Below are 18,632 nucleotides of genomic sequence, written 5' to 3'. Positions count from 1 at the left end.
AACCAATAGGATGCTACAAAAAGCACTTGAGTTTGTCATCCGTTTGCAGAAAAAACGCAGTATATATACTGCTACGTTTTACGTGTGAATGACGGGGGTGGATCTGCTCTCCGCGGTAATCTGTTATGCTCCGGTGACGATACAAGCGGGTGAGGATTTGGAATGCAGTTGATTCTCGGCCTGGCCCTGGCGGCCGCCGTGTTTGTCATCCTGAAAAAATGGGGTGCGCTGTCGCCGGAAGGCCAGAAAGCGGCCATCTGGAAAGTGGTGCTGGTGGCTGGCGGTGCCCTGTTGCTGTTTATGGTGCTGACCGGCCGGGTGCACGTGATCACTGCCGGCATTGCGGCCCTGATTCCGCTGCTGAGAAAACTGCCGGCGCTGATGCGTTACGCGCCGATGTTCCGTAAGGCCATGGGGGATTCATCCGGGCCGGAATCGGCCGGACAGGCCGGTACGGGTGGCCAGCGGGCACCGGTTGCCGGCGCCATGACCGAGCGGGAAGCCTGCGATATTCTGGGGGTGACGCCGGGTTGCACCCGTGAAGAGGTGGTGGCTGCCCACCGCAAGCTGATGCAGAAGGTGCATCCGGATCGCGGTGGTAACGATTACCTGGCCGCCAAGCTCAACGAAGCCCGGGACCTGCTGATCGGCAAACGCGGCGCCTGATCAGGGCAGGATATCCACTTTCACATCGATGGCCAGCTGTTCCGCCAGGCTGCTGTTGCGCTGATAGACCAGGCCGCCCTGCTGGCGGCTTTCCGATGTGCTGACCCCGCCCAGAGACACCCATTGCCCGGGTTCCACACGGCGGATGGTCACCAGCGCCTCGGTTTCATAACCGGGCAGTGCTGCCGGGTCTTCCTCGAACGATACAATATTCAGCTCCACTGCCTGGTCGGAAATCGACTGGGGGCTGACCACAAACCCGCTGCGGGTTTCCACCTGTTCCAGGATCACCGCCGGGTTGCGGCCACCCTGAACGGCGAAGGGCAGGGTGCGCACGCTGCCGGAGGTAATGTGGGCAGATTGCCCGTCCTGAACCACCAGGTGGCGCTGGGAGCTTGAGTTGCTGGAACGGCTGCTTTGCTCGACTCCGGCGGATACCCGGTTGCGGTTTACGCTGACACCAGCACCGGAACCCGAGCTGTCTGAACTCTGCTGGTAGCGCACGGTAATGCGCATCTGTACCGGAGGTACATCCAGCGAGCCGACCAGGGTGCCGATTTCATCCAGCAACACAGGCTCTCCCCTTACAACCAGTTGTGTTCCACGGGCCGTTACTGACACCGGAGCTTGCTGGTACAGGGTGCGTACCTGCTGCGCCAGGTCTTCGGCGGTGCGGTTCTGCAGCTGGTAAATGCGGGTTTCCTGTTCTGCCCGGGCCGCCGCCGGAGCCGCCAGGCCAAGTATCAGAACGGCCAGCAGGGCCAGAGTGGAAAACCGGGCGAAAGGATTGTGCATCTGGGCCTCCGAAGCCACGTTAACGACACCCACCGGAAAATAATCCGGATTGCGGGTTGCCAATCTGAAAACCGCGGGTATATAGTGAAAAGCATGAAGACTCTACACGCAGCCTGTCAATTGAACGTTCTGAAAGCTTTCGGTGAAAAACAGAAGGCCGCAGGTTCTGCTGTGTATTTTTGGTGGTTTGGTTATGGCTTTTATTTTAGCCAGAGCCCGGGCCGCCCGTAAGATCTTCATCGACCGAACACAACGAGGAAGGCAGCCCGGCAAGCAACCCAGGCTGCCACCGGACTCCGAAAAGCCCCGACTGGTAGCCCAGCCGGGGCTTTTTTGATTCTGACACAGGGAAACGGGAACACAGACATGAACATGCCGCTGAAATCTGAAACACTGGACGCGCAATCCTCAAGCGCCTGCCAGCACCGCCAGGAAGCCAGGTTGCCTACCGCCGCCGAGTTGCGCCAGCAGTTTCCTGCCGATGAGCAACTGGTTCGGGCCATTGCCGGTTACCGTGAACAGATCCGCGCTGTACTGCTCGGTCAGGACGACCGCACCCTGATTGTTATGGGGCCCTGCTCCATTCACGACGAACAGGCTGCCCTGGACTACGCCACCCGCCTGAAAGCACTGTCAGACGACGTCAGTGACCGGTTCCTGATTGTGATGCGCGCCTACCTGGAAAAGCCCCGCACCACCGTGGGCTGGAAAGGTCTGCTGTACGATCCGGAACGCACCGGCCAGGGCGACCTGAAGCAGGGCCTGGAGCGTTCCCGCAAGTTGTTGCTGGCGTTATCCGAACTTGGCCTGCCGCTGGCCACCGAAGCCCTGAGCCCGTTCATGATGGATTACCTGGGGGACCTGGTGAGCTGGACCGCCATTGGCGCCCGCACCACCGAATCCCAGATCCACCGGGAAATGGTCAGCGGCCTGCCCATGCCCACCGGGTTCAAAAATGGCACCGACGGCGGTATTACCGTGGCCAGCCATGCCATGAAGTCTGCCTCGTACCCTCACCACCACATGGGCATTTCCCACAGTGGCTCACCGGTGATGATTTCCACCGCTGGCAATCCGGACACCCACCTGGTGCTGCGCGGCGGCCGGGGCGTGACCAACTACGATGAGCTGAGCATCGCCAAGGCAGTGGCAGAGCTGGAAAAAGCCGGCGTATCAACGGCCGTGATGGTGGACTGCAGCCACGACAACGCCTGCAAACAGGCCGAGCGGCAAGTGGACATTGCCCGGGATGTGATGGCCCAGAAGCGCAATGGCAACCGGCACATCAAGGGCCTGATGCTGGAAAGCTTCCTGGAATTCGGTCGCCAGGATGATGGTAAAGAGCTGGTCTACGGCTGCTCGATTACCGATCCGTGCCTGGGCTGGGAACAGACGGAGGCTCTGATCCGCTCACTGTAGACAACAACAGCTGCCCGGCCAGCAGCACCAGGATGCCCCCCATGGCCCGATCAAGCCAGTGTCCGAACCGGTTGAAACCCCGGCGGACACGGGGGTGGGTAAAGAACACCGCCACCATGGCAAACCACAGGCCCGTGGCCAGTGCCATGTACAGGCCATAGCCTGCCTGCAGCAGAATGGGTGTGCCCGGGTTGATCACCACCGAGAACAGGGACACAAAGAACAGCGTTGCCTTGGGGTTCAGGGCGTTGGTCAGAAACCCGAGCCGGAAGGCTGCCATTCCTGTCTGTTGGGTCTTTTCAGCCGCATCCACATGCACTCCGCCCGGCCTGGCCCGCAGACAGTGCCAGGCGATGTACAGCAGATAAACCGCGCCAACCACTTTCAACACGGTGAACAGCATCACCGATTGCTGGATGATCAGTCCGATACCTAGCAGCGAATAGCCCACGTGCAGCAGAATACCCAGCCCGATACCCGCAGCCGACAGCAACGCGTTGCGCCGGTTCTGGGTCAGGGCCTGGCGCAGCATCACCGCAAAGTCCGGCCCGGGGCTCGCTACCGCCAACAGGTGCACCAGGGCCACCGTAAGAAATTCCAGCCAGTAATTCTGCACCTGTTTGCTCCTGTTAACGTAGTGACCTGTTGAGCTTTATGGTTGTAAACCGATGAAGGTGATGGCCGGCAAGCATAGAAGGATTTTTTTCCGGTTTCACCTGTCAGGATTCCGTAAGCTTTCTATACTTATAACTTAACCTGCAGAAAAGACGGGAATTTCCGGTTTTCAGAGGAGGCCAGATGAACAAGCGTGACGTGGATGTAGCGATCATCGGCGCCGGCACTGCCGGCATGGTGGCTTACCAGCGGGTGGCAAAGAAAACCGACCGTGTGGTGCTGATTGAGGGTGAGCAGTACGGCACAACCTGTGCCCGGGTGGGCTGCATGCCCAGCAAATTGCTGATTGCCGCCGCCGAGCGGGCCCACGACCTGAAATCCGCCGGTGACTTCGGTGTGCTGGCTGGCGATGTCCGCATTGATGGCCGGCTGGTAATGCAGCGGGTACGTGCCGAGCGGGACAAGTTTGTGGCGCCAGTGGTCCGCTCCATGGAGAAACTGCCGGAAGAACATCGCCTGATGGGCCATGCCCGCTTTCTGGATGCCCACCGGCTGGAAGTCGGCGACCATACCGAAGTCCGTGCCGATCGCATCATCATCGCCACCGGCTCCCGCCCCAACATACCGGGTATCTTCAAGGAAGCCCGGGACCGGCTGGTTGTGAATGACGACATCTTCGACTGGCAGGACCTTCCAGACTCTGTCGCGGTCTTCGGCCCCGGGGTCATCGGCCTGGAGCTGGGGCAGGCATTAAGCCGGCTGGGGGTTAAGGTGCACCTGTTCGGCGTCAGCGGCGGCATCGGCGGCCTGCGGGATGAGAAAGTCCGTGATTATGCCCTGAAAACCTTCAGCGAAGAGTTCGCTTTAAACCCGAAAACCGAAACCCGCCGGGTAGAGCGTACAGACGGTGGTGTGCAGATTACCTGGCTGGAAGACGGCAAAGAGCACCAGGAAACCTTCGACTATCTTCTGGCGGCCACCGGGCGCCGGCCGAATATCGATAACCTGGACATCCAGAACGCCGGCATCGAGCTGGACGACCAGGGCATGCCGGAGTTTGACCCTTACACCCTGCGCTGTGGCGACAGCCATATTTTTATCGTCGGGGATGTGAATAACCACCGGCCGTTGCTGCATGAGGCCGCAGATGAAGGCCGCATCGCCGGAGACAACGCGGCGGCATATCCGGAGGTACAGACCGGATTGCGCAAAACCCCGCTGGCGGTTGTGTTCAGCGATCCGCAGATTGCCTCGGTGGGCCTGACCATTCACCAGGTGGATGAAAAGTGCCGGGGCTGCTTTGCCGTCGGTGAAGTGAGTTTCGAGAACCAGGGCCGCAGCAAGGTAATCGGCAAGAACCGGGGCTTGCTGCGGGTGTATGGCGAGCATGGCAGCGGATTGTTTATGGGCGCGGAAATGTTCGGCCCTGCGGCCGAGCATATTGCCCACCTGCTGGCCTGGTGCGCCCAGAAGCGGATGACCGTGAGCGAGATGCTGGAAATGCCGTTTTACCATCCGGTGATTGAGGAGGGCTTGCGATCAGCCCTGAAAGACCTGAACAGAAACCTGAAGCTGGGCCCGGAGCCCGCGGAAGGCTGCATGGACTGCGGTCCGGGCGTTTAACACGGGCCGCTGGCGGAGCTGACCTGTGTCAGTTCACTATGACGTGTGATGTTGCAAGCTTACCGGTGCGGCGGCAGCGTCCCTTGCATTTTGCTGGTGCCGTGCCCATATCTTCTCATGGAAGAAGTAGGCCACGGTGTTGATGGCCGGTTCCACCATGGCAATCAGGCTGCCGATCAGGATGTCACCGGTCAGCAGATAGGCCACTGTGAAGGCCACGGTAAAGTGGGTGATGGCGAAGGTAATCGTTTTCAAAACCGACTGATCACCTTTCGTGCTGTGCTCGTGGACAAACAGTTTCAGTGTGCTCATGATCAACTCCGCGTTTATCAGGTCTATGATTCAATTTAAGGACAAACGAGAATTATTTTCAAATAGATCATGCGATATCCTGCGATAGGTTCGAGCTATAAGGTTTCAGGCTATCGAATAAGCTTTTACTATTAATGACATTAAGTAATGGAACTGGGCTCAGGGCCCGGAACTGACTTAGAGTAGTAACCAGAGACAACCCGACGACGAATCAGGAGGTTCAAATGGGTAAGAACTTTATTGGTCTGGATACCGAAAAAACCGCCGCACTGGCTAGCTCACTGAATGATCTGCTGGCCAACTACCAGATCTTTTACATGAACGTGCGTGGTTACCACTGGAACATCAAGGGTGAGAACTTCTTCCTGCTGCACGAGAAATTCGAAGAGCTGTACAACGACCTTCTGCTGAAAGTGGATGAAATTGCCGAGCGTGTACTGACCCTGGGCCACCGCCCGGCTCACGCGTTCAGCACCTACATCGAAACCGCCGAAGTACCGGAGCGCAAAGACGTATCCAACGGTAAAGAAGCGGTTGAGAACATTGTTGAAAGCTTCGGCAAGCTGATCGCCAAGCAGCGCGAACTGCTGGAACTGGCCGGTGAAGCCGGTGATGAAGGCACCTCCGCCCTGATGAGTGATTACATCTCCGGGCAGGAGAAAGACGTGTGGATGTACCGGAGCTACCTCGGCCAGTAAGCCAGGCAGAACGGTAACCTGAAATGGCGGCTCCCCGGAGCCGCCATTTTTGTATGTGCGTCATCGACTTGTCTTTTTTCTGACGCGGTTTTGTCATCTGTTTGCCATAGCTTGGGTCGTCATTTACACACCGACGACACAACCCGAGGTAAACATGATTTTCCAGCGAACCCTTCTGACCTCCGCCATTCTGGCCGCCACCGTTGGCCTTGCTGCCTGCGCTACCGGCAGCGGTTCTGACACCCAGCCCAAGGCTTCCTTGCCGGGTCTGATCGAACTCAATGTACTGGGAAGCTACAAGGCTCCGGGCAATGTGTTCGATGAAAGCGCCGCCGAAATCGTCGCTCATGATGCTGCCAACCAGCGCCTGTTTGTGGTGAATGCCAATGCGGCCACCGTGGACGTACTGGATATTCGTAACCCGTCTGCACCGGTGCTGGTTAACACCATCGACGCCAGCCGAGAAGGCGCCTCCGCTAACAGTGTGGCGGTGTATGGTGACCTGGTCGCCGTCGCCATCGAAGCCGAGGTGAAGCAGGACAACGGCAAGGTGGTGTTCTACAACGCATCTGACCTGTCCAAGGCCGGTGAAGTGACCGTGGGCGCCTTGCCAGACATGGTGACTTTCACCCGCGATGGTCAAAAAGTGCTGGTTGCTAACGAAGGCGAACCGAACGGTGACTACACCCGAGACCCCGAAGGTTCCGTAAGCGTGATCGACCTGGCTAACGGTGTGGACAAAGCAACAGTGAAAACCGCCGACTTCCGCGCCTTCAACGGCCGCGAGCAGGCCCTGCGCGAAGCCGGTATCCGGATCTTTGGTCCGGGTGCTTCTGCCGCCCAGGATTTCGAGCCGGAGTACATTGCGGTTTCGGTTGATAACACCCGTGCCTGGGTAGCCCTGCAGGAAAACAACGCCGTCGCGGTGCTGGACATTGAAAACGCACGCATTCTGGACGTGCTGCCGCTGGGCTTCAAAGACCACCGCATGCTGGGTAACGAGCTGGATGCCAGCAACAAGGATGGCGGCATCAACCTGCGCAACTGGCCCATCAAGGGCATGTACCTGCCGGATGCCATGGCCAGCTATGGCTACAACGGCAAGACCTACTACATCACCGCCAACGAGGGCGACTCCCGGGATTACGATGGCTTCAGTGAAGAATACCGGGTTAAAGACCTTCAGCTGAGCGAGGCTTTCGGCACCGAGGCCCAGCGCAAGGAACTGCAGGACAGCGCCAACCTGGGCCGTCTGAAAGTGACCGGCACCCTGGGCATGGCTAATGATTGCGATCCGTCCAGCAGTGCCACTGATGTAGAGAAAGACTGTGTGTTCGGTGAACTCTACAGCTACGGCGCCCGTTCTTTCTCTATCTGGAACGAGCAGGGCCAGCGGGTGTTCGATTCCGGCAATGATTTCGAGCGCATCACCGGCAACCTGATCCCTCACGGCTTTAACGCCAGTAACGATGAAAACGGAGCCGACGACCGTTCAGACGACAAAGGCCCGGAGCCGGAAGCGGTCACCATTGGCGAGATCAACGGCCAGAACTACGCCTTTATCGGCCTGGAACGGGTGGGTGGCATCATGGTGTACAACGTGACCAACCCCCAGAACCCGCAGTTTGTGCAGTACCTGAACAACCGGGATTTCTCTGCCGACAAGGCGGCGGTAGAAGCTGGTAAGGCCGGTGACCTGGGCCCGGAAGGCCTGGCCTTTATCCGCGCCGAAGACAGCCCTAACGGCCAGCCGATCCTGGCCGTGGGTAACGAGGTGAGCGGCACCACCACGTTCTATGGCATTGACGTGGTGGGCGACTCAGCCAACTGATCCTGAAGCCTTTATTGCCCATCAAAACCGCGCCTTCGGGTGCGGTTTTGTTTTTTCGGATACTGAGTCTTAAAAACCGACTTTCCATAACACTTTGTAATAACTCTGTCACAACCCCCCTCCATAGTGTCGTCTCAGTTGAGTTAACACCTTAGTCATCGGATTCAGAACGTGACGAGATTTACCCGCATTACCAGTTTGATGATGGCCCTGATGCCGCTGCCGGTTTTGGCCGAGGTACAGCTGACTCTCGGGCCCTGCGTGAACGTTCAGGCGGTTCAGGGCAGTGAACAAACGGCTTCGGCTGGCCAGGCTATGACGTTGGCCGATGGCACCGCGCAACTGGTGGTGGAGTGCACCACCGAAATCGGCCGGGAAGAAGTGCTGGAAACCAGCGACGCCTTTGTTGTGCGTTTTGACGCTACTGACACCGAGCTGACTCTGAGCGCACCTGACATTGATTCCCGGAACGAGATGGACAGTTTCAATCAGCAGGGCGACTGGCAGCTGACAGACCGCCAGGGCGAACGAGTGGCGTTCACCGCCGATGTGCTCGAGAAAGAAGGTTTCCAGCTGGTGCGGGACTATGCCCGTGAGCTGGCCGCCTATAACCGTTCCGGCGCCGCAGCCGCAGTGACTGCACCGGCAGCCACCGCAGGCCCGGCACCGTTAACCAACCAGGAAGGGTTGTTGCTGGATTCGCACGTCGATCCGGATCAGGAAATGGTCAGCAGGATGCTGCGCTACTGGTATCTGAAAGCTGACGAACAAACTCGAAAAGAGTGGGACAGCTGGGTCGATTCCAGCAACCGATAAACACCAAACCAAACTGAAAGTGGAGTTATAAGAAATGAAGAAGCTTCTTCTGGCTGTTGCTGTGTCTACTGTTGCCGCAGGTTCTGTAAACGCTGCGACCATCTACGAAAAGGACGGATTCACCTACAAGCTCAACGGTGATTTCCAGATTCAGCTGCGTAAGAAAATTGGGGTATACGGATTTAATGGTTGATGGGGCACCTTCACCCCATCAATCTGATACCACCCTCAGATGGTTGATAGATCGACTCCGTAGTTGAGTTCCTCTGCGAAGTCCGGCAGTCCGTAACCGATGGTTTTCTTGTAGAAAGGAGAGACCTTCGCAGTCGGTGCCTTTTTCTTGTGCTTCGTGGTGTAGAGCATTCGTGCCCGCATCACCTCGAAGGAGTAACCGCGCCCTTCACGGTTCTTGTCCTTGGCCAGTCGGTTGATGGACTCCGTGTAAGCGTTGGTGACGGGCATGTCCGTCTCGAAGTAGGTCATGGTCTCTTCGCGCCAGTTTCCCACTGCCCTGACCAGATCGCTCCAGACTTCCTTTTGGCCCTTCGGGATGGTGGCTATCCACTCGTCCAGGGCGGCTTCTGCCTGGAGCCGTGTGGTGGCGTCCCAAGAGCTTTTTGCCAATAATGAGCATTATTTAACCCTTCAACGCCAAAATGCGTCTGGCACCGTTAAGTACAATGCCCCCCGCGATGGTGCCGATAATCAGATCCGGATAATTGGAACCGGTCCACGCGACCAGGGCGCCGGCGGTGATGACCCCCAGGTTGATCACCACGTCGTTGGCCGAGAATATCCAGCTTGCCTTCATGTGCGCCCCGCCTTCCCGATGTTTGGATATGAGCAGCAGACAACTGGTATTGGCAATCAATGCGACGAATGCGATAGCCATCATCACCAGCGATTCAGGCTCACTACCGAATACAAAGCGTCTCACCACCTCTACGAGCACGCCCACAGCCAAGATCAGTTGCAGTACACCAGCAAGATGCGCGGCACGTACCTGCATTTTCACGCTATGTCCAACCGCATAAAGGGCAAGCCCGTACACCGCCGCATCGGCAAAATTGTCCAGGGATTCTCCAATCAGGCCGGTGGACTGGGCGATCAGACCGGCAGTCATTTCCACCACGAACAGAAGTGCATTGATGCCGAGCAACCAGCGCAGGGTCCCGGATTCTTGCTTAGCAGAAGCTGCCGAAAACTCGGCGGCCTTGATGGTCTCCGGATTTGCAGCGACGGTTTCCTGAAGCGAGGCGCCTAGCCCCAAGGTCTTCAGTTTCGAGGTGACGGGCTCGACCTCGCCGTCATGCACGACCTTCAGCCGGCGGTTCGACAAGTCGAAGGACAGCGCCCGAATCTCCTCAAAGCCGTTCAGGGCTAGGCGAATCATTCGTTCTTCTGATGGACAGTCCATCTTCGGCACGGCATAAACACTGACCCATCTCCCTGGCGCCTCGGAGGAGGCCTGTATATCGGTATCCGCTGCGGACGTTGCATCACCGCCACAGGCGCCACCACAGGATTTGCTCATGATACGACTCCACTTGAACAATGTTGTGGTACCATTTAAAACTATAAAGCTACTATAAGGTCAATAGAGTAAAGAATCCGTTGGGGAGGAGGCTGATGCGCATTGGTCAGTTGGCGCAGTTGGTAGGGGTCGAAACACAGACGATCCGCTTCTATGAACAGCAGGGCTTGTTGCCGCCGCCTGATCGGCAGGACAACGGTTACCGTGTCTATACCGAGAAGCATGGTGAGGGGCTGGCCTTCATCCGTCGCTGCAGAATCCTGGGCCTGTCACTGGCTGAGATTCACGAACTACAGAGCTATCAGGACGACCCTCATCAGCCTTGTACCGCCGTCAACGCCTTGCTCGATGATCACATCTCTCATGTGCGGTCGCAGATAACCGCTCTGCAAGCGCTTGAGAAACAACTCGTTTCACTGAGAGCGAGTTGCAACGATGACCGGGAAGTTGAGGCGTGTGGGGTTCTTGCTGGAATTAGCGAAGGAAACATGCACCAGCAGTAGGTGAAGCATCAACCAGATAATCCGATGAGATGCCGGTCTGTCTCACTCTCATGCAAAGGTAAGATCAACCATTTAATCCGCTTACCCAATAAATAAAGCCGTTGCCAAAAATGGAATTGCCAACCCCAGCGAATAAACGGCCAGGTACAGCATGCCGGTTTCAGCATTCGCATGGGTGGAACTGAGAGCCAGGATAGCGCCCAATATCGGGCCAATACACGGTGTCCACCCGACGGCAAAGGCCAAGCCGAGAAGGAACGCTGCCGTGGGCCGTCCACCCTCAAGGGTTTGCCCAAAGCGCCAGTCGCGCTGTAACGCGGGCATGCTCCACCAGCCCAGCATAAATAGCCCCATCAGCACAATCAGAATGCCCGCCACCAGATTGGCTTCCTGCCGGTAGGCCATCAGCCACTGACCGAGCAGACTAGCGCTGGCACCAAAAGCGATGAACACTACACTGAACCCAAGGACAAAACAGATACTGAGCCACAGAGATTGCAGTCGACTCGAACGGTCTGTGACAGTGCCGCCCGTAACGACCGATAGATACCCCGGAACCAGCGGCAGAGTGCAGGGTGAGAAAAATGACACCAGGCCGCCAAAAAAAGCAGCCAGCATTCCCCATGTCGCAAGATCTGGCATTTCCGTGAGTCCTCAATTTTCTGAGTTCAGTTGACGGTGGAGGGCATCAAGCCCATCCGTGTTTTGTTCGACACCGGTCGACTATTTCTGTGCGTCTGGGAGCGACTCCTGAACAAGACGAAGTAGCGGTTTGGGACCAAACTCCGTGAGTTGGCGGCCATTCACGAAAAAAGTCGGGGTGCCCCGAACACCGATGGTTTTGACGTCCTGCATGTCCTGATCAAGGATGGCGCTTATCCGTTCGGATTGCATATCCTCACGGGCTTGGGACAGGTCCAGACCGGCTGCCTCGGCCGCTCCCCATGCCTTGGCAACCTTCGGGTCGTCGTGCCAGGCCGGCTGCACCTCCAACACAGCTTCCAGCACCGGTTCATAGACATCTTGCAGGCGAGCTGCTTCCAGAATTCTGGAGACTTCCTCGGAACCCTGATGGAACATTGTGTACCGCAAAACAAGCCGCACCTGGCCTGGATACTCAGCAAGTATCTGTTTCACGATCGGGTAGAACGCCCGGCAGGCTTCGCAGGAGGGGTCGAAAAACTCAACGATGATCACCGGTGCGTCGGCAGGCCCGAATGTGGGCGAATGGAAGCGTACCAATGCTTGTTGGTTCGCGATCGGTTCGGCAGCGGCAACAGACTTTTCGCCGGTGGTGGCCGTTTTTTGAGGCTGCTGGGGCTGTGGCTTGAATAGGACGGCGGCTGAAAAGGCTGCGATCAGCACGAGACACACGACAACAAAGATGGCACGACGATTCATGTATGAACTCTCCGACGGATAAGCAAGAGCAGAATGATGATGGCAACAAAAATGGCCAGCGATAGAAACGGAAGCGGCAGCCCACCAAATATCGTCATTCCGTCACCCGAGCAGGACGGGCCAGTGGCCGTGCAGGGCTGAATGGGTTGTGGAATGAGCCCCACATAAAGCAGTGAGTGGGCTAGAGCGAACAGGGAGCCAATGACAGACAGCGGCATAGCGTAGCGCCAAACGTTAAAATCCGAGTAGTAGCAGGCGACTGCGAGAATCACCGCCAACGGAAACATGAAGGCGCGCTGAAACCAGCACAGAACGCACGGAGCCTGCCCGAGAACTTCCCCGATGTAGATGGCTGAAAGCGAGGACCCCGCCGCCAGTAGCCAGGCTGACAGCAGCAGCCCCCATGGAATCACCCGGTTATTGGTGGTCACCGGGATGGCTCTCTGGATTCATTGGCACAAGTGCTTTGCGAAGAAGAGCAGCAGCTGTTTCCAGCGGTATCGCCTTCATCTTTGCTCGATTTATCGGCGGTTTCAGCCCCACCGGCACGCCATTCCTCCATACCCTCACGGATGACCTGCCAAGCGGAGTGCAGGAATAGCGCAGCAATGGCGAGGCCCACAATGATGTCCGGCCAGAGGGTATTGGTGAGGGCGACCAATCCTGCCGCAATGATTACACTGCTATTGGCGAACAGATCGTTCCTGGAACACATCCAGGTGGAACGCATATTGAGATCGTCCGCACGATGACGGTAGAGCAACACAAAACAAACGCCGTTTGCAAACAGGGCAAGAGCGCCGACAGCGCCCATCCACTCGGCGGCGGGCACTTCCTGTATCACCAGCTTGCGGATGGCATCGGCGACAACAACAAGCCCGAACAACAGCATAAAGCCGCCTTTGAACAAAGCCGCTCCGGCACGCGCGCGACGGCTTCGGTCCAGCACGAACAGTGTCAGTGCATAGACAGACGCGTCGCCAAACATATCCAGCGAATCGCCCAGCAACGCGGTAGAGCTTGCAATCCAGCCGGCGCTGAATTCCACCACAAACATCACTGCGTTGATGGCAAGCGCAATGTAAAGCACCCGGCTTTGGCTCGCTCGCAATTGTGCCAGTTCACCGGCCTTGTTTTCACAGCAGCTGTCCACGACGAACCCTCCTAAAACGTGCAATACATCGATACACTGGTGGTTATAGTAACTATAAGGTCAATAGCGATGAGCGAAAAAAGGAACACGGTCGGTCGGCTAGCTGATGATACGGGCGTTAAGCCCGTGACCATCCGTTATTACGAAAAAATTGGACTGTTGCCGAAAGCGACCCGCTCGGAGTCGGGCTATCGTCTCTACTCCGAAGAGGATCATTCGCGGCTGCTGTTTATTCGACGAAGCCGCGGGCTCGGATTTAGCCTTGACGATATTCGTGAACTGCTTTCACTGGCGGATCGTCAGCAGGAGTCCTGTGCGGGTGTGGACGCCAAAGTTGAACAACAACTGGTTCAAGTGCGCTCTCGACTGAAAGATCTACATGCAATGGAACACGAGTTGGAAAGACTGAGTGCGTGTTGTGACGGCGGAGTTATTATGGACTGCCGAATTATCGAGACACTCTCCGGCTCTGCTTAACCACTTTGTATGTGCCCGCCAACCAGGACTGTCTCAATTCGAGTTGGGACAGTCTATTCAGTCAGGCATCCTCCTGAATAAGAGCAACGAGGTCATGCCGAATTTCTTCTCTACTCAGATCGGGCCGCATTAAGAGGCGGGGGTTACCTTCGCGATCAAATACATAAATCGCGCTGCTGTGTGACACCGCATAATTTCCATCAGCGGCAGGTTCGTCATAACCGAAGGTTGTTCTATATCGTTTTGCCAGTTCACGAAGCTGGGGTTCTTTTCCAGTGAGTCCTACAATATTGTCGCCGAAGAAATCCACGTATTTTGCGAGACGCTCAGGCGTGTCACGTTTCGGATCGACACTCACGAACAAAGTGAGTACTTCATCCTGAAGCGCGGGGTCCAGGCCACTGGTTGCCTGATTGAGTTTTTGCAGGGCGGTCGGGCAAACATCGGGGCACGAGGTGAACCCGAAAAACAGCATTCTCACGCGGCCACTGTAATCATCGCCAGATACAGACTTGCCCTGGCTATTGATCAGGTCGAATTCCAGCTCAGGCATCAAGCCACTGATGTTTTTACCGTTCCAGTCTTCCTCGTCATTGCCAAAGCAACCAGTCAGCAATAGGGCTGCTATCAGCGTTAAGGTCGCCGATATGATGTTGGTGCGCTGTCGCCAGAAGCGAGTTCTCATGACGCTGTTTCCTCAAGTTGTTTGGATTGGTTGGTATATTTTCCGTCCTGATGCATGGCTCGCCGGAGCATCAGAAGAATGCCAAGAATGCTCATCATGGCCGGAGGAATATAGGTCAGCATGCCTCCCAGTAGCTGGTCGACTTCCGGGTCCAGCGGCCAGGCCCTGCCACAGACTTCGTAAACGTCATAGACCATGTCACGTGAAAACACGATCCACGCCCCAAGAAACATCTGAAGCACACCTGCGGCGGCCAGAACCAACATGCGTCTGCCATACCCCAGCGATGAGGTGATCGCCGGCGGTCTTGGATCAAAGATCAACCACCAGAACAGCAGGCCATCCAGCAACATGCTCCAGTTCATGACCCAATACAGATCCCGGCTGAGCATGGCGTCAAAATGGATTGATGGCCACAGCCAGAAATAGATAAGCCCGACAAACAGGAAAAGGGCGATAAAAGGCTGTTGCAGAACGTTATAGACCCAGCCCAGAGGCCTCAATGTATGCCTCCAGCCCGGGCTGATTTTTGCGAACCAGAACCGCATGACCGGTAAAGGGTTGGACAGGGCGATCAGGATCGGACCGATATGATGAAGAATCAGGTGCTGACCCCGATGGACGAAGAACATGTATTGTGCGTAGTAATCGAAGCGGGTCTGCATCACCGCATAACAGATCAGTACCCCCAGGGTGAACGCAAAGATCCGCAGTGAGCCTGGCCGGTCCTGTTCCGGCATCCGAATTAGCCCGACGCCATAGAATCCCATCACGAGCATGTAGCTGAGTATGGTCAGCGGCGAGAAATCGTAGGGTAAAAGGTAGTCAAGCAGTGACATAGCGTTGCCGGTTGTTTTGTTGTTATTTCAGTGACCCTACCTTGGATGTCACCAGGTCGTACAGTTCCTGAGGCCCCAGGCGGCTCAAGGTGTCTCCGTTAACGTAGAATGTTGGGGTTCCGGAAATTCCAACCGCCTTAACGTCCGCAGCATCCTGTTGAATAATGCCGTCAATCTCGGGTGAGTTCATACCGGCCCGAGCGGCTTCGACATCAAGTCCGGCTGACTCCGCCGCATCCCATGCTGCGGCGACCTTTGGATCATCGTGCCATTTCGGTTGTGCTTCCATAACAGCGTCCAGTACCGGCTCATAGACCCCCTGTTCACGGGCGGTTTCCAGGATTCTGACGGCCTCTTCCGAGCCTTTGTGAAACAATACGTAGCGCAGTACCAGACGCACGTTGTCCGGGTAGGCAGCCTGAATCTGTTTCACATAGGGATGCATGGCGCGACAACCTTCGCAGGATGGGTCGAAGAACTCGACAATGGTTACCGGCGCGTCCTCAGGGCCAATAACGGGAGAGTAATCCCTCACCAGTGGCGTTTTTTCAACAACGGCGGGTTCATTAGTGCCCTGGGAGCGATCGTAAATAACAAAAGCACCAGCAAAGACAACCAGACAAAAAAGAAGGAGACTGATGACCAGGGTTCGGGTTTGCACGGGAGATCTTCCTATTTTAAATGAGTTTACGGGTTTCAGATTATTCAGGTGTCCGGTAGCAGCCGACTAGGCACCCACCGCAGATAAAGCATCATTCCAAACAGTTCCAACAAAGACTGGACGACAATCACCACGACGGCCACAGCCCAGGCCTCTGGCATTGACAGTGCCAAAGGTAAAACCACGAAGGAGTTGCGTGTTCCTAGGCTGAAGATGACGGTGCGACCGGTTTCTACCGGTAATCGAAAGACCCGGCGCAGAGCCTTTCCAACCAGAGCCGCAGCTAGAAGATAGGCCGGAAACAGAATCATCAAGGGCCAGATAAGTGAGCCGGTACTGTCGATCTGGCTGACCTGTGTCATTGAGATGATGAACAGTACGACTGTCAGCAGAGGGACCGGCATCAGACCCATGAAGCGAATGAACCCGATGGCTTTTCTGGAGTTTTCGGCCCATTTTTCAGTCAGAAATGCCAGGATAAGCGGGACAATAATCAGCCCGCCAAAGGCCGGCAGGAGGTGCCGCCCAAGCTCAAGATTCACGTCGAACTGATTACCCATGAAAAGCCAGAGGTAAAGTGGAAGAAGACCCAGTTGAGCAATCAGCAGAACCGGTGTTGCCGCAATGGCTCGGGTGCTGTCCCCCTTGCCTAGGTGAGTGAAGGTGACAAACCAGTCGGTACAGGGCATCAGCAATACCAGAAGCACTCCCAACTTCAGCGCGTCATTGTCCGGCAGCGCCAATATCAGCAAGGCAGTGATCGCCGGCATGACCAGAAAATTTCCGGTGAGCAAGGCACCCATGAACCGACGGTCCCGGAACATATCAGACAGGTGGGTCAACGGTGTTTGAGTAAATGTGGCGTAGAGCAGAACTCCGAGCAACCCCCAGATTAAGTAATCCGGCACACTGTCACCGAGGGACGATGTCCAATCCACAGACAGTCCGAAAACAACAGCGATGAGGTAGGCCCAGACCTGGTGGCGTTCAATTACGTCTCGCATGGCGTGCTCGTAACCGAGTGGAATGTCGGCCATTCGCAGCATATCTGCCACACGGTACCCTTTTCAGCAGCCCTGCTAGCCATGGCCATAAGTATGGGCATCTTTGTGACTGTGATCAGGATGTTCAAACTCCAATGTTGAATGAGTGATGCCGAACTCGTTTTCCAAAGTTCGTTTTATCCCACCCTTGACTTTTTCAAGTTCATTCCAGGCACTTATTTCGACCACCACATGGGCGTCGAGGGAGGCATCATGCTCACCCATCTGCCAGAAATGTACGTGGTGAAGGTCTAAAACGCCTTCTACGTTTGATAAAGCCTCGATGACAGAATCTGTGTCGATATCCAATGGACTACCCAGCATGAGTGTCCGGATGGTTCCGCCGATTTCCGTTAGACCCAGGTAGAGAATATAGCTTGCGATACCAATTGTGATCGCGGGATCAACCCAACGCATGTCGTACAGGAGAATCAGGGCGCCGCCTACAACGACTGCAATTGACGCAAACGCATCAGACAAGTTGTGTAGAAACAGCGCACGGATGTTGACGCTGTCCTTTTGCATGGAGTAAGTAAGCAGCGCGGTCAAACCATCCACTACCAATGCGATAATGCCAAGCCAAACTACCCACCACCCCTTGATTTCCGGGGGATCTATGAATCGCATGCCACCTTCGTAGATCAAATATGCCCCGATCATTATCAAAGTGGTGTAATTTATGAGTGCCGCAACAACCTCAATTCTCCCGTAGCCAAAGGTCATCTTCGAGTCGGCCGGGCGGCGTGCAATCTTCCGCGCCGCAAATGCGATAAATAGTGACGCCATATCCGAAAAGTTGTGTATAGCGTCGGCTATCAGCGCCAAGCTGCCAGCGAAGATCCCTCCAGCGATCTGAGCCAAGGTTAGGATACCGTTCGCCCAGATAGCTACTGCAACTCTCTTATCCTTAGTATCCGGTGACATGTGAGCATGCTCGTGGCCCATTGTTTTCTCCTTGGTCGTTGCTGTTCAATTAAACGTAGTCGCAACACTCGCTAAGCCTGGCTCAGAGGGCTTAGCGAGTGTTGCGACCGCGCGAAAACTAGCCATTCTGGCGATTTTCCATGTTATTCCCGGCACCTTTCTCGGCTGTGAAGCTCGTGACCAAAATCATGGCCACGCCCAGGACGATGAACACGTCGGCAAGGTTGAACGCCGGCCAGTGCCGGGATTGCCAATGAAAATCCAGGTAATCGACAACATAGCCTCGAAAAACTCGGTCGATGACATTTCCAAATGCACCGCCAAGTACCATCGAATAGGCTAGTGCTTCGGTTCGCTTATGGCTGTCCCGAATCAATTTGACCAGAACAGCCGAGACGACAATGGCTATCGCAATAAAAAAATATCGCTGCCAGCCACCGCCATCGGCAAAGAGACTGAAGGCAGCGCCTTTATTCCATACGTGCACCCAATTAAAGAAAGGGGTGATCTCAACCGATTGTCCGTAAGCCATGGATTGCTGGACGAGCCATTTAATAAGTTGGTCGGCCAGAGCTATAAGTGCCGAAAAGCCGAGAAAAGTGAGCGTAAAAAAGCGAGAACGGTCTTCAGACATCGA

General features: G+C 56.0%; 22 protein-coding genes and 2 pseudogenes. 9 read left to right on the top strand and 15 right to left on the bottom strand.

The window, feature by feature from the left end; translation table 11 throughout:
* Nucleotides 1-162: 162 nt before the first annotated feature.
* Nucleotides 163-666, top strand: a complete 504-nt coding sequence (locus tag AQ621_RS13975; protein WP_058341927.1) for a DnaJ domain-containing protein — start codon at nucleotides 163-165, stop codon at nucleotides 664-666.
* On the opposite strand, the gene AQ621_RS13970 is transcribed toward AQ621_RS13975, so the two are convergent.
* The gene (locus tag AQ621_RS13970; protein WP_058342441.1) at nucleotides 667-1,461 is read right to left on the bottom strand and encodes a secretin N-terminal domain-containing protein; all 795 of its coding nucleotides are present in this window, start codon (nucleotides 1,459-1,461) and stop codon (nucleotides 667-669) included.
* A 366-nt stretch (nucleotides 1,462-1,827) separates the two neighbouring features.
* Here AQ621_RS13970 and AQ621_RS13965 point away from each other — a divergent pair, with 366 nt between their 5' ends.
* Complete coding sequence (locus AQ621_RS13965; protein WP_058341926.1) at nucleotides 1,828-2,880, top strand: 3-deoxy-7-phosphoheptulonate synthase; 1,053 nt, start codon at nucleotides 1,828-1,830, stop codon at nucleotides 2,878-2,880.
* Here the strand turns inward: AQ621_RS13965 and AQ621_RS13960 are convergent.
* Nucleotides 2,825-3,496 carry a LysE family translocator gene (locus tag AQ621_RS13960; RefSeq protein WP_058341925.1) on the bottom strand — a complete coding sequence of 224 codons (672 nt, stop codon included), beginning with the start codon at nucleotides 3,494-3,496 and terminating at the stop codon, nucleotides 2,825-2,827. The genes AQ621_RS13965 and AQ621_RS13960 overlap by 56 nt on opposite strands.
* Nucleotides 3,497-3,678: 182 nt before the next feature.
* Here AQ621_RS13960 and AQ621_RS13955 point away from each other — a divergent pair, with 182 nt between their 5' ends.
* On the top strand, nucleotides 3,679-5,118 hold the full coding sequence (locus AQ621_RS13955; protein WP_058341924.1) for a dihydrolipoyl dehydrogenase: 1,440 nt from the start codon (nucleotides 3,679-3,681) through the stop codon (nucleotides 5,116-5,118).
* 36 nt (nucleotides 5,119-5,154) lie between these two features.
* Here AQ621_RS13955 and AQ621_RS13950 read toward each other — a convergent pair whose 3' ends face one another.
* On the bottom strand, nucleotides 5,155-5,430 hold the full coding sequence (locus AQ621_RS13950) for a DUF2061 domain-containing protein (RefSeq protein ID WP_022988407.1): 276 nt from the start codon (nucleotides 5,428-5,430) through the stop codon (nucleotides 5,155-5,157).
* Between the two features lie 224 nt (nucleotides 5,431-5,654).
* Here AQ621_RS13950 and AQ621_RS13945 point away from each other — a divergent pair, with 224 nt between their 5' ends.
* From AQ621_RS13945 to AQ621_RS17560, 4 genes are all read left to right on the top strand, one after another.
* Entirely contained in the window at nucleotides 5,655-6,128 is a 474-nt protein-coding gene (locus AQ621_RS13945; protein ID WP_022988406.1) for a Dps family protein, read from the top strand.
* A 154-nt stretch (nucleotides 6,129-6,282) separates the two neighbouring features.
* Nucleotides 6,283-7,959 (top strand): choice-of-anchor I family protein, encoded by a 1,677-nt coding sequence (locus tag AQ621_RS13940; RefSeq protein WP_058341923.1) that lies wholly within the window; start codon nucleotides 6,283-6,285, stop codon nucleotides 7,957-7,959.
* Between the two features lie 171 nt (nucleotides 7,960-8,130).
* A complete protein-coding gene (locus AQ621_RS13935; RefSeq protein ID WP_227508345.1) occupies nucleotides 8,131-8,775 on the top strand; it encodes a DUF2057 domain-containing protein in 645 nt (214 codons plus the stop codon).
* Between the two features lie 34 nt (nucleotides 8,776-8,809).
* On the top strand, nucleotides 8,810-8,968 hold the full coding sequence (locus tag AQ621_RS17560) for a hypothetical protein (protein ID WP_227508344.1): 159 nt from the start codon (nucleotides 8,810-8,812) through the stop codon (nucleotides 8,966-8,968).
* Between the two features lie 35 nt (nucleotides 8,969-9,003).
* On the opposite strand, the pseudogene AQ621_RS13930 reads toward AQ621_RS17560, so the two are convergent.
* Both AQ621_RS13930 and AQ621_RS13925 read right to left on the bottom strand, forming a co-directional pair.
* A pseudogene (locus tag AQ621_RS13930) lies at nucleotides 9,004-9,384 on the bottom strand (transposase); the annotation flags it as partial.
* A gap of 28 nt (nucleotides 9,385-9,412) precedes the next feature.
* On the bottom strand, nucleotides 9,413-10,309 hold the full coding sequence (locus AQ621_RS13925; RefSeq protein WP_004574643.1) for a cation efflux transmembrane domain-containing protein: 897 nt from the start codon (nucleotides 10,307-10,309) through the stop codon (nucleotides 9,413-9,415).
* A gap of 95 nt (nucleotides 10,310-10,404) precedes the next feature.
* On the opposite strand from AQ621_RS13925, the gene cadR reads away from it, so the two are divergent.
* Nucleotides 10,405-10,812, top strand: a complete 408-nt coding sequence (gene cadR, locus AQ621_RS13920) for a Cd(II)/Pb(II)-responsive transcriptional regulator (protein WP_004364961.1) — start codon at nucleotides 10,405-10,407, stop codon at nucleotides 10,810-10,812.
* An 87-nt stretch (nucleotides 10,813-10,899) separates the two neighbouring features.
* Here the strand turns inward: cadR and AQ621_RS13915 are convergent.
* From AQ621_RS13915 to AQ621_RS13900, 4 genes and pseudogenes are all read right to left on the bottom strand, one after another.
* Nucleotides 10,900-11,454 (bottom strand): annotated as a pseudogene (locus tag AQ621_RS13915) (cytochrome c biogenesis CcdA family protein); the annotation flags it as partial.
* An 81-nt stretch (nucleotides 11,455-11,535) separates the two neighbouring features.
* Nucleotides 11,536-12,213 (bottom strand): DsbA family protein, encoded by a 678-nt coding sequence (locus AQ621_RS13910; protein ID WP_008173644.1) that lies wholly within the window; start codon nucleotides 12,211-12,213, stop codon nucleotides 11,536-11,538.
* Nucleotides 12,210-12,644, bottom strand: a complete 435-nt coding sequence (locus AQ621_RS13905) for a disulfide bond formation protein B (protein WP_008173641.1) — start codon at nucleotides 12,642-12,644, stop codon at nucleotides 12,210-12,212. The genes AQ621_RS13910 and AQ621_RS13905 overlap by 4 nt, the downstream gene beginning before the upstream one ends.
* Entirely contained in the window at nucleotides 12,641-13,366 is a 726-nt protein-coding gene (locus AQ621_RS13900; protein WP_008173639.1) for a cation diffusion facilitator family transporter, read from the bottom strand. The genes AQ621_RS13905 and AQ621_RS13900 overlap by 4 nt, the downstream gene beginning before the upstream one ends.
* A 69-nt stretch (nucleotides 13,367-13,435) precedes the next feature.
* Here AQ621_RS13900 and AQ621_RS13895 point away from each other — a divergent pair, with 69 nt between their 5' ends.
* Entirely contained in the window at nucleotides 13,436-13,843 is a 408-nt protein-coding gene (locus AQ621_RS13895) for a MerR family transcriptional regulator (RefSeq protein ID WP_008173636.1), read from the top strand.
* A gap of 61 nt (nucleotides 13,844-13,904) precedes the next feature.
* On the opposite strand, the gene AQ621_RS13890 is transcribed toward AQ621_RS13895, so the two are convergent.
* The 6 genes from AQ621_RS13890 to lspA all read right to left on the bottom strand — a co-directional run bounded on the left by AQ621_RS13890 (nucleotide 13,905) and on the right by lspA (nucleotide 18,629).
* Nucleotides 13,905-14,528, bottom strand: a complete 624-nt coding sequence (locus AQ621_RS13890; protein ID WP_058341922.1) for an SCO family protein — start codon at nucleotides 14,526-14,528, stop codon at nucleotides 13,905-13,907.
* Entirely contained in the window at nucleotides 14,525-15,367 is an 843-nt protein-coding gene (locus tag AQ621_RS13885; RefSeq protein WP_023010648.1) for a cytochrome c oxidase assembly protein, read from the bottom strand. Before AQ621_RS13885 ends, AQ621_RS13890 begins: the two co-directional genes overlap by 4 nt.
* 22 nt (nucleotides 15,368-15,389) lie before the next feature.
* Nucleotides 15,390-16,028, bottom strand: a complete 639-nt coding sequence (locus AQ621_RS13880; RefSeq protein WP_058091791.1) for a DsbA family protein — start codon at nucleotides 16,026-16,028, stop codon at nucleotides 15,390-15,392.
* A 44-nt stretch (nucleotides 16,029-16,072) separates the two neighbouring features.
* A complete protein-coding gene (locus AQ621_RS13875) occupies nucleotides 16,073-17,074 on the bottom strand; it encodes an arsenic resistance protein (protein WP_206769037.1) in 1,002 nt (333 codons plus the stop codon).
* A 33-nt stretch (nucleotides 17,075-17,107) separates the two neighbouring features.
* The gene (locus AQ621_RS13870; protein WP_008169406.1) at nucleotides 17,108-18,016 is read right to left on the bottom strand and encodes a cation diffusion facilitator family transporter; all 909 of its coding nucleotides are present in this window, start codon (nucleotides 18,014-18,016) and stop codon (nucleotides 17,108-17,110) included.
* A 97-nt stretch (nucleotides 18,017-18,113) separates the two neighbouring features.
* Nucleotides 18,114-18,629 carry a signal peptidase II gene (lspA, locus tag AQ621_RS13865; protein ID WP_023011862.1) on the bottom strand — a complete coding sequence of 172 codons (516 nt, stop codon included), beginning with the start codon at nucleotides 18,627-18,629 and terminating at the stop codon, nucleotides 18,114-18,116.
* Nucleotides 18,630-18,632: the final 3 nt, after the last annotated feature.

It is taken from the genome of Marinobacter sp. P4B1 (assembly GCF_001447135.1).
GTDB lineage: Bacteria > Pseudomonadota > Gammaproteobacteria > Pseudomonadales > Oleiphilaceae > Marinobacter > Marinobacter vinifirmus.
Note: the sequence above shows the minus strand (reverse complement) of the source record. Positions and strands in the feature narration are given on the sequence as shown.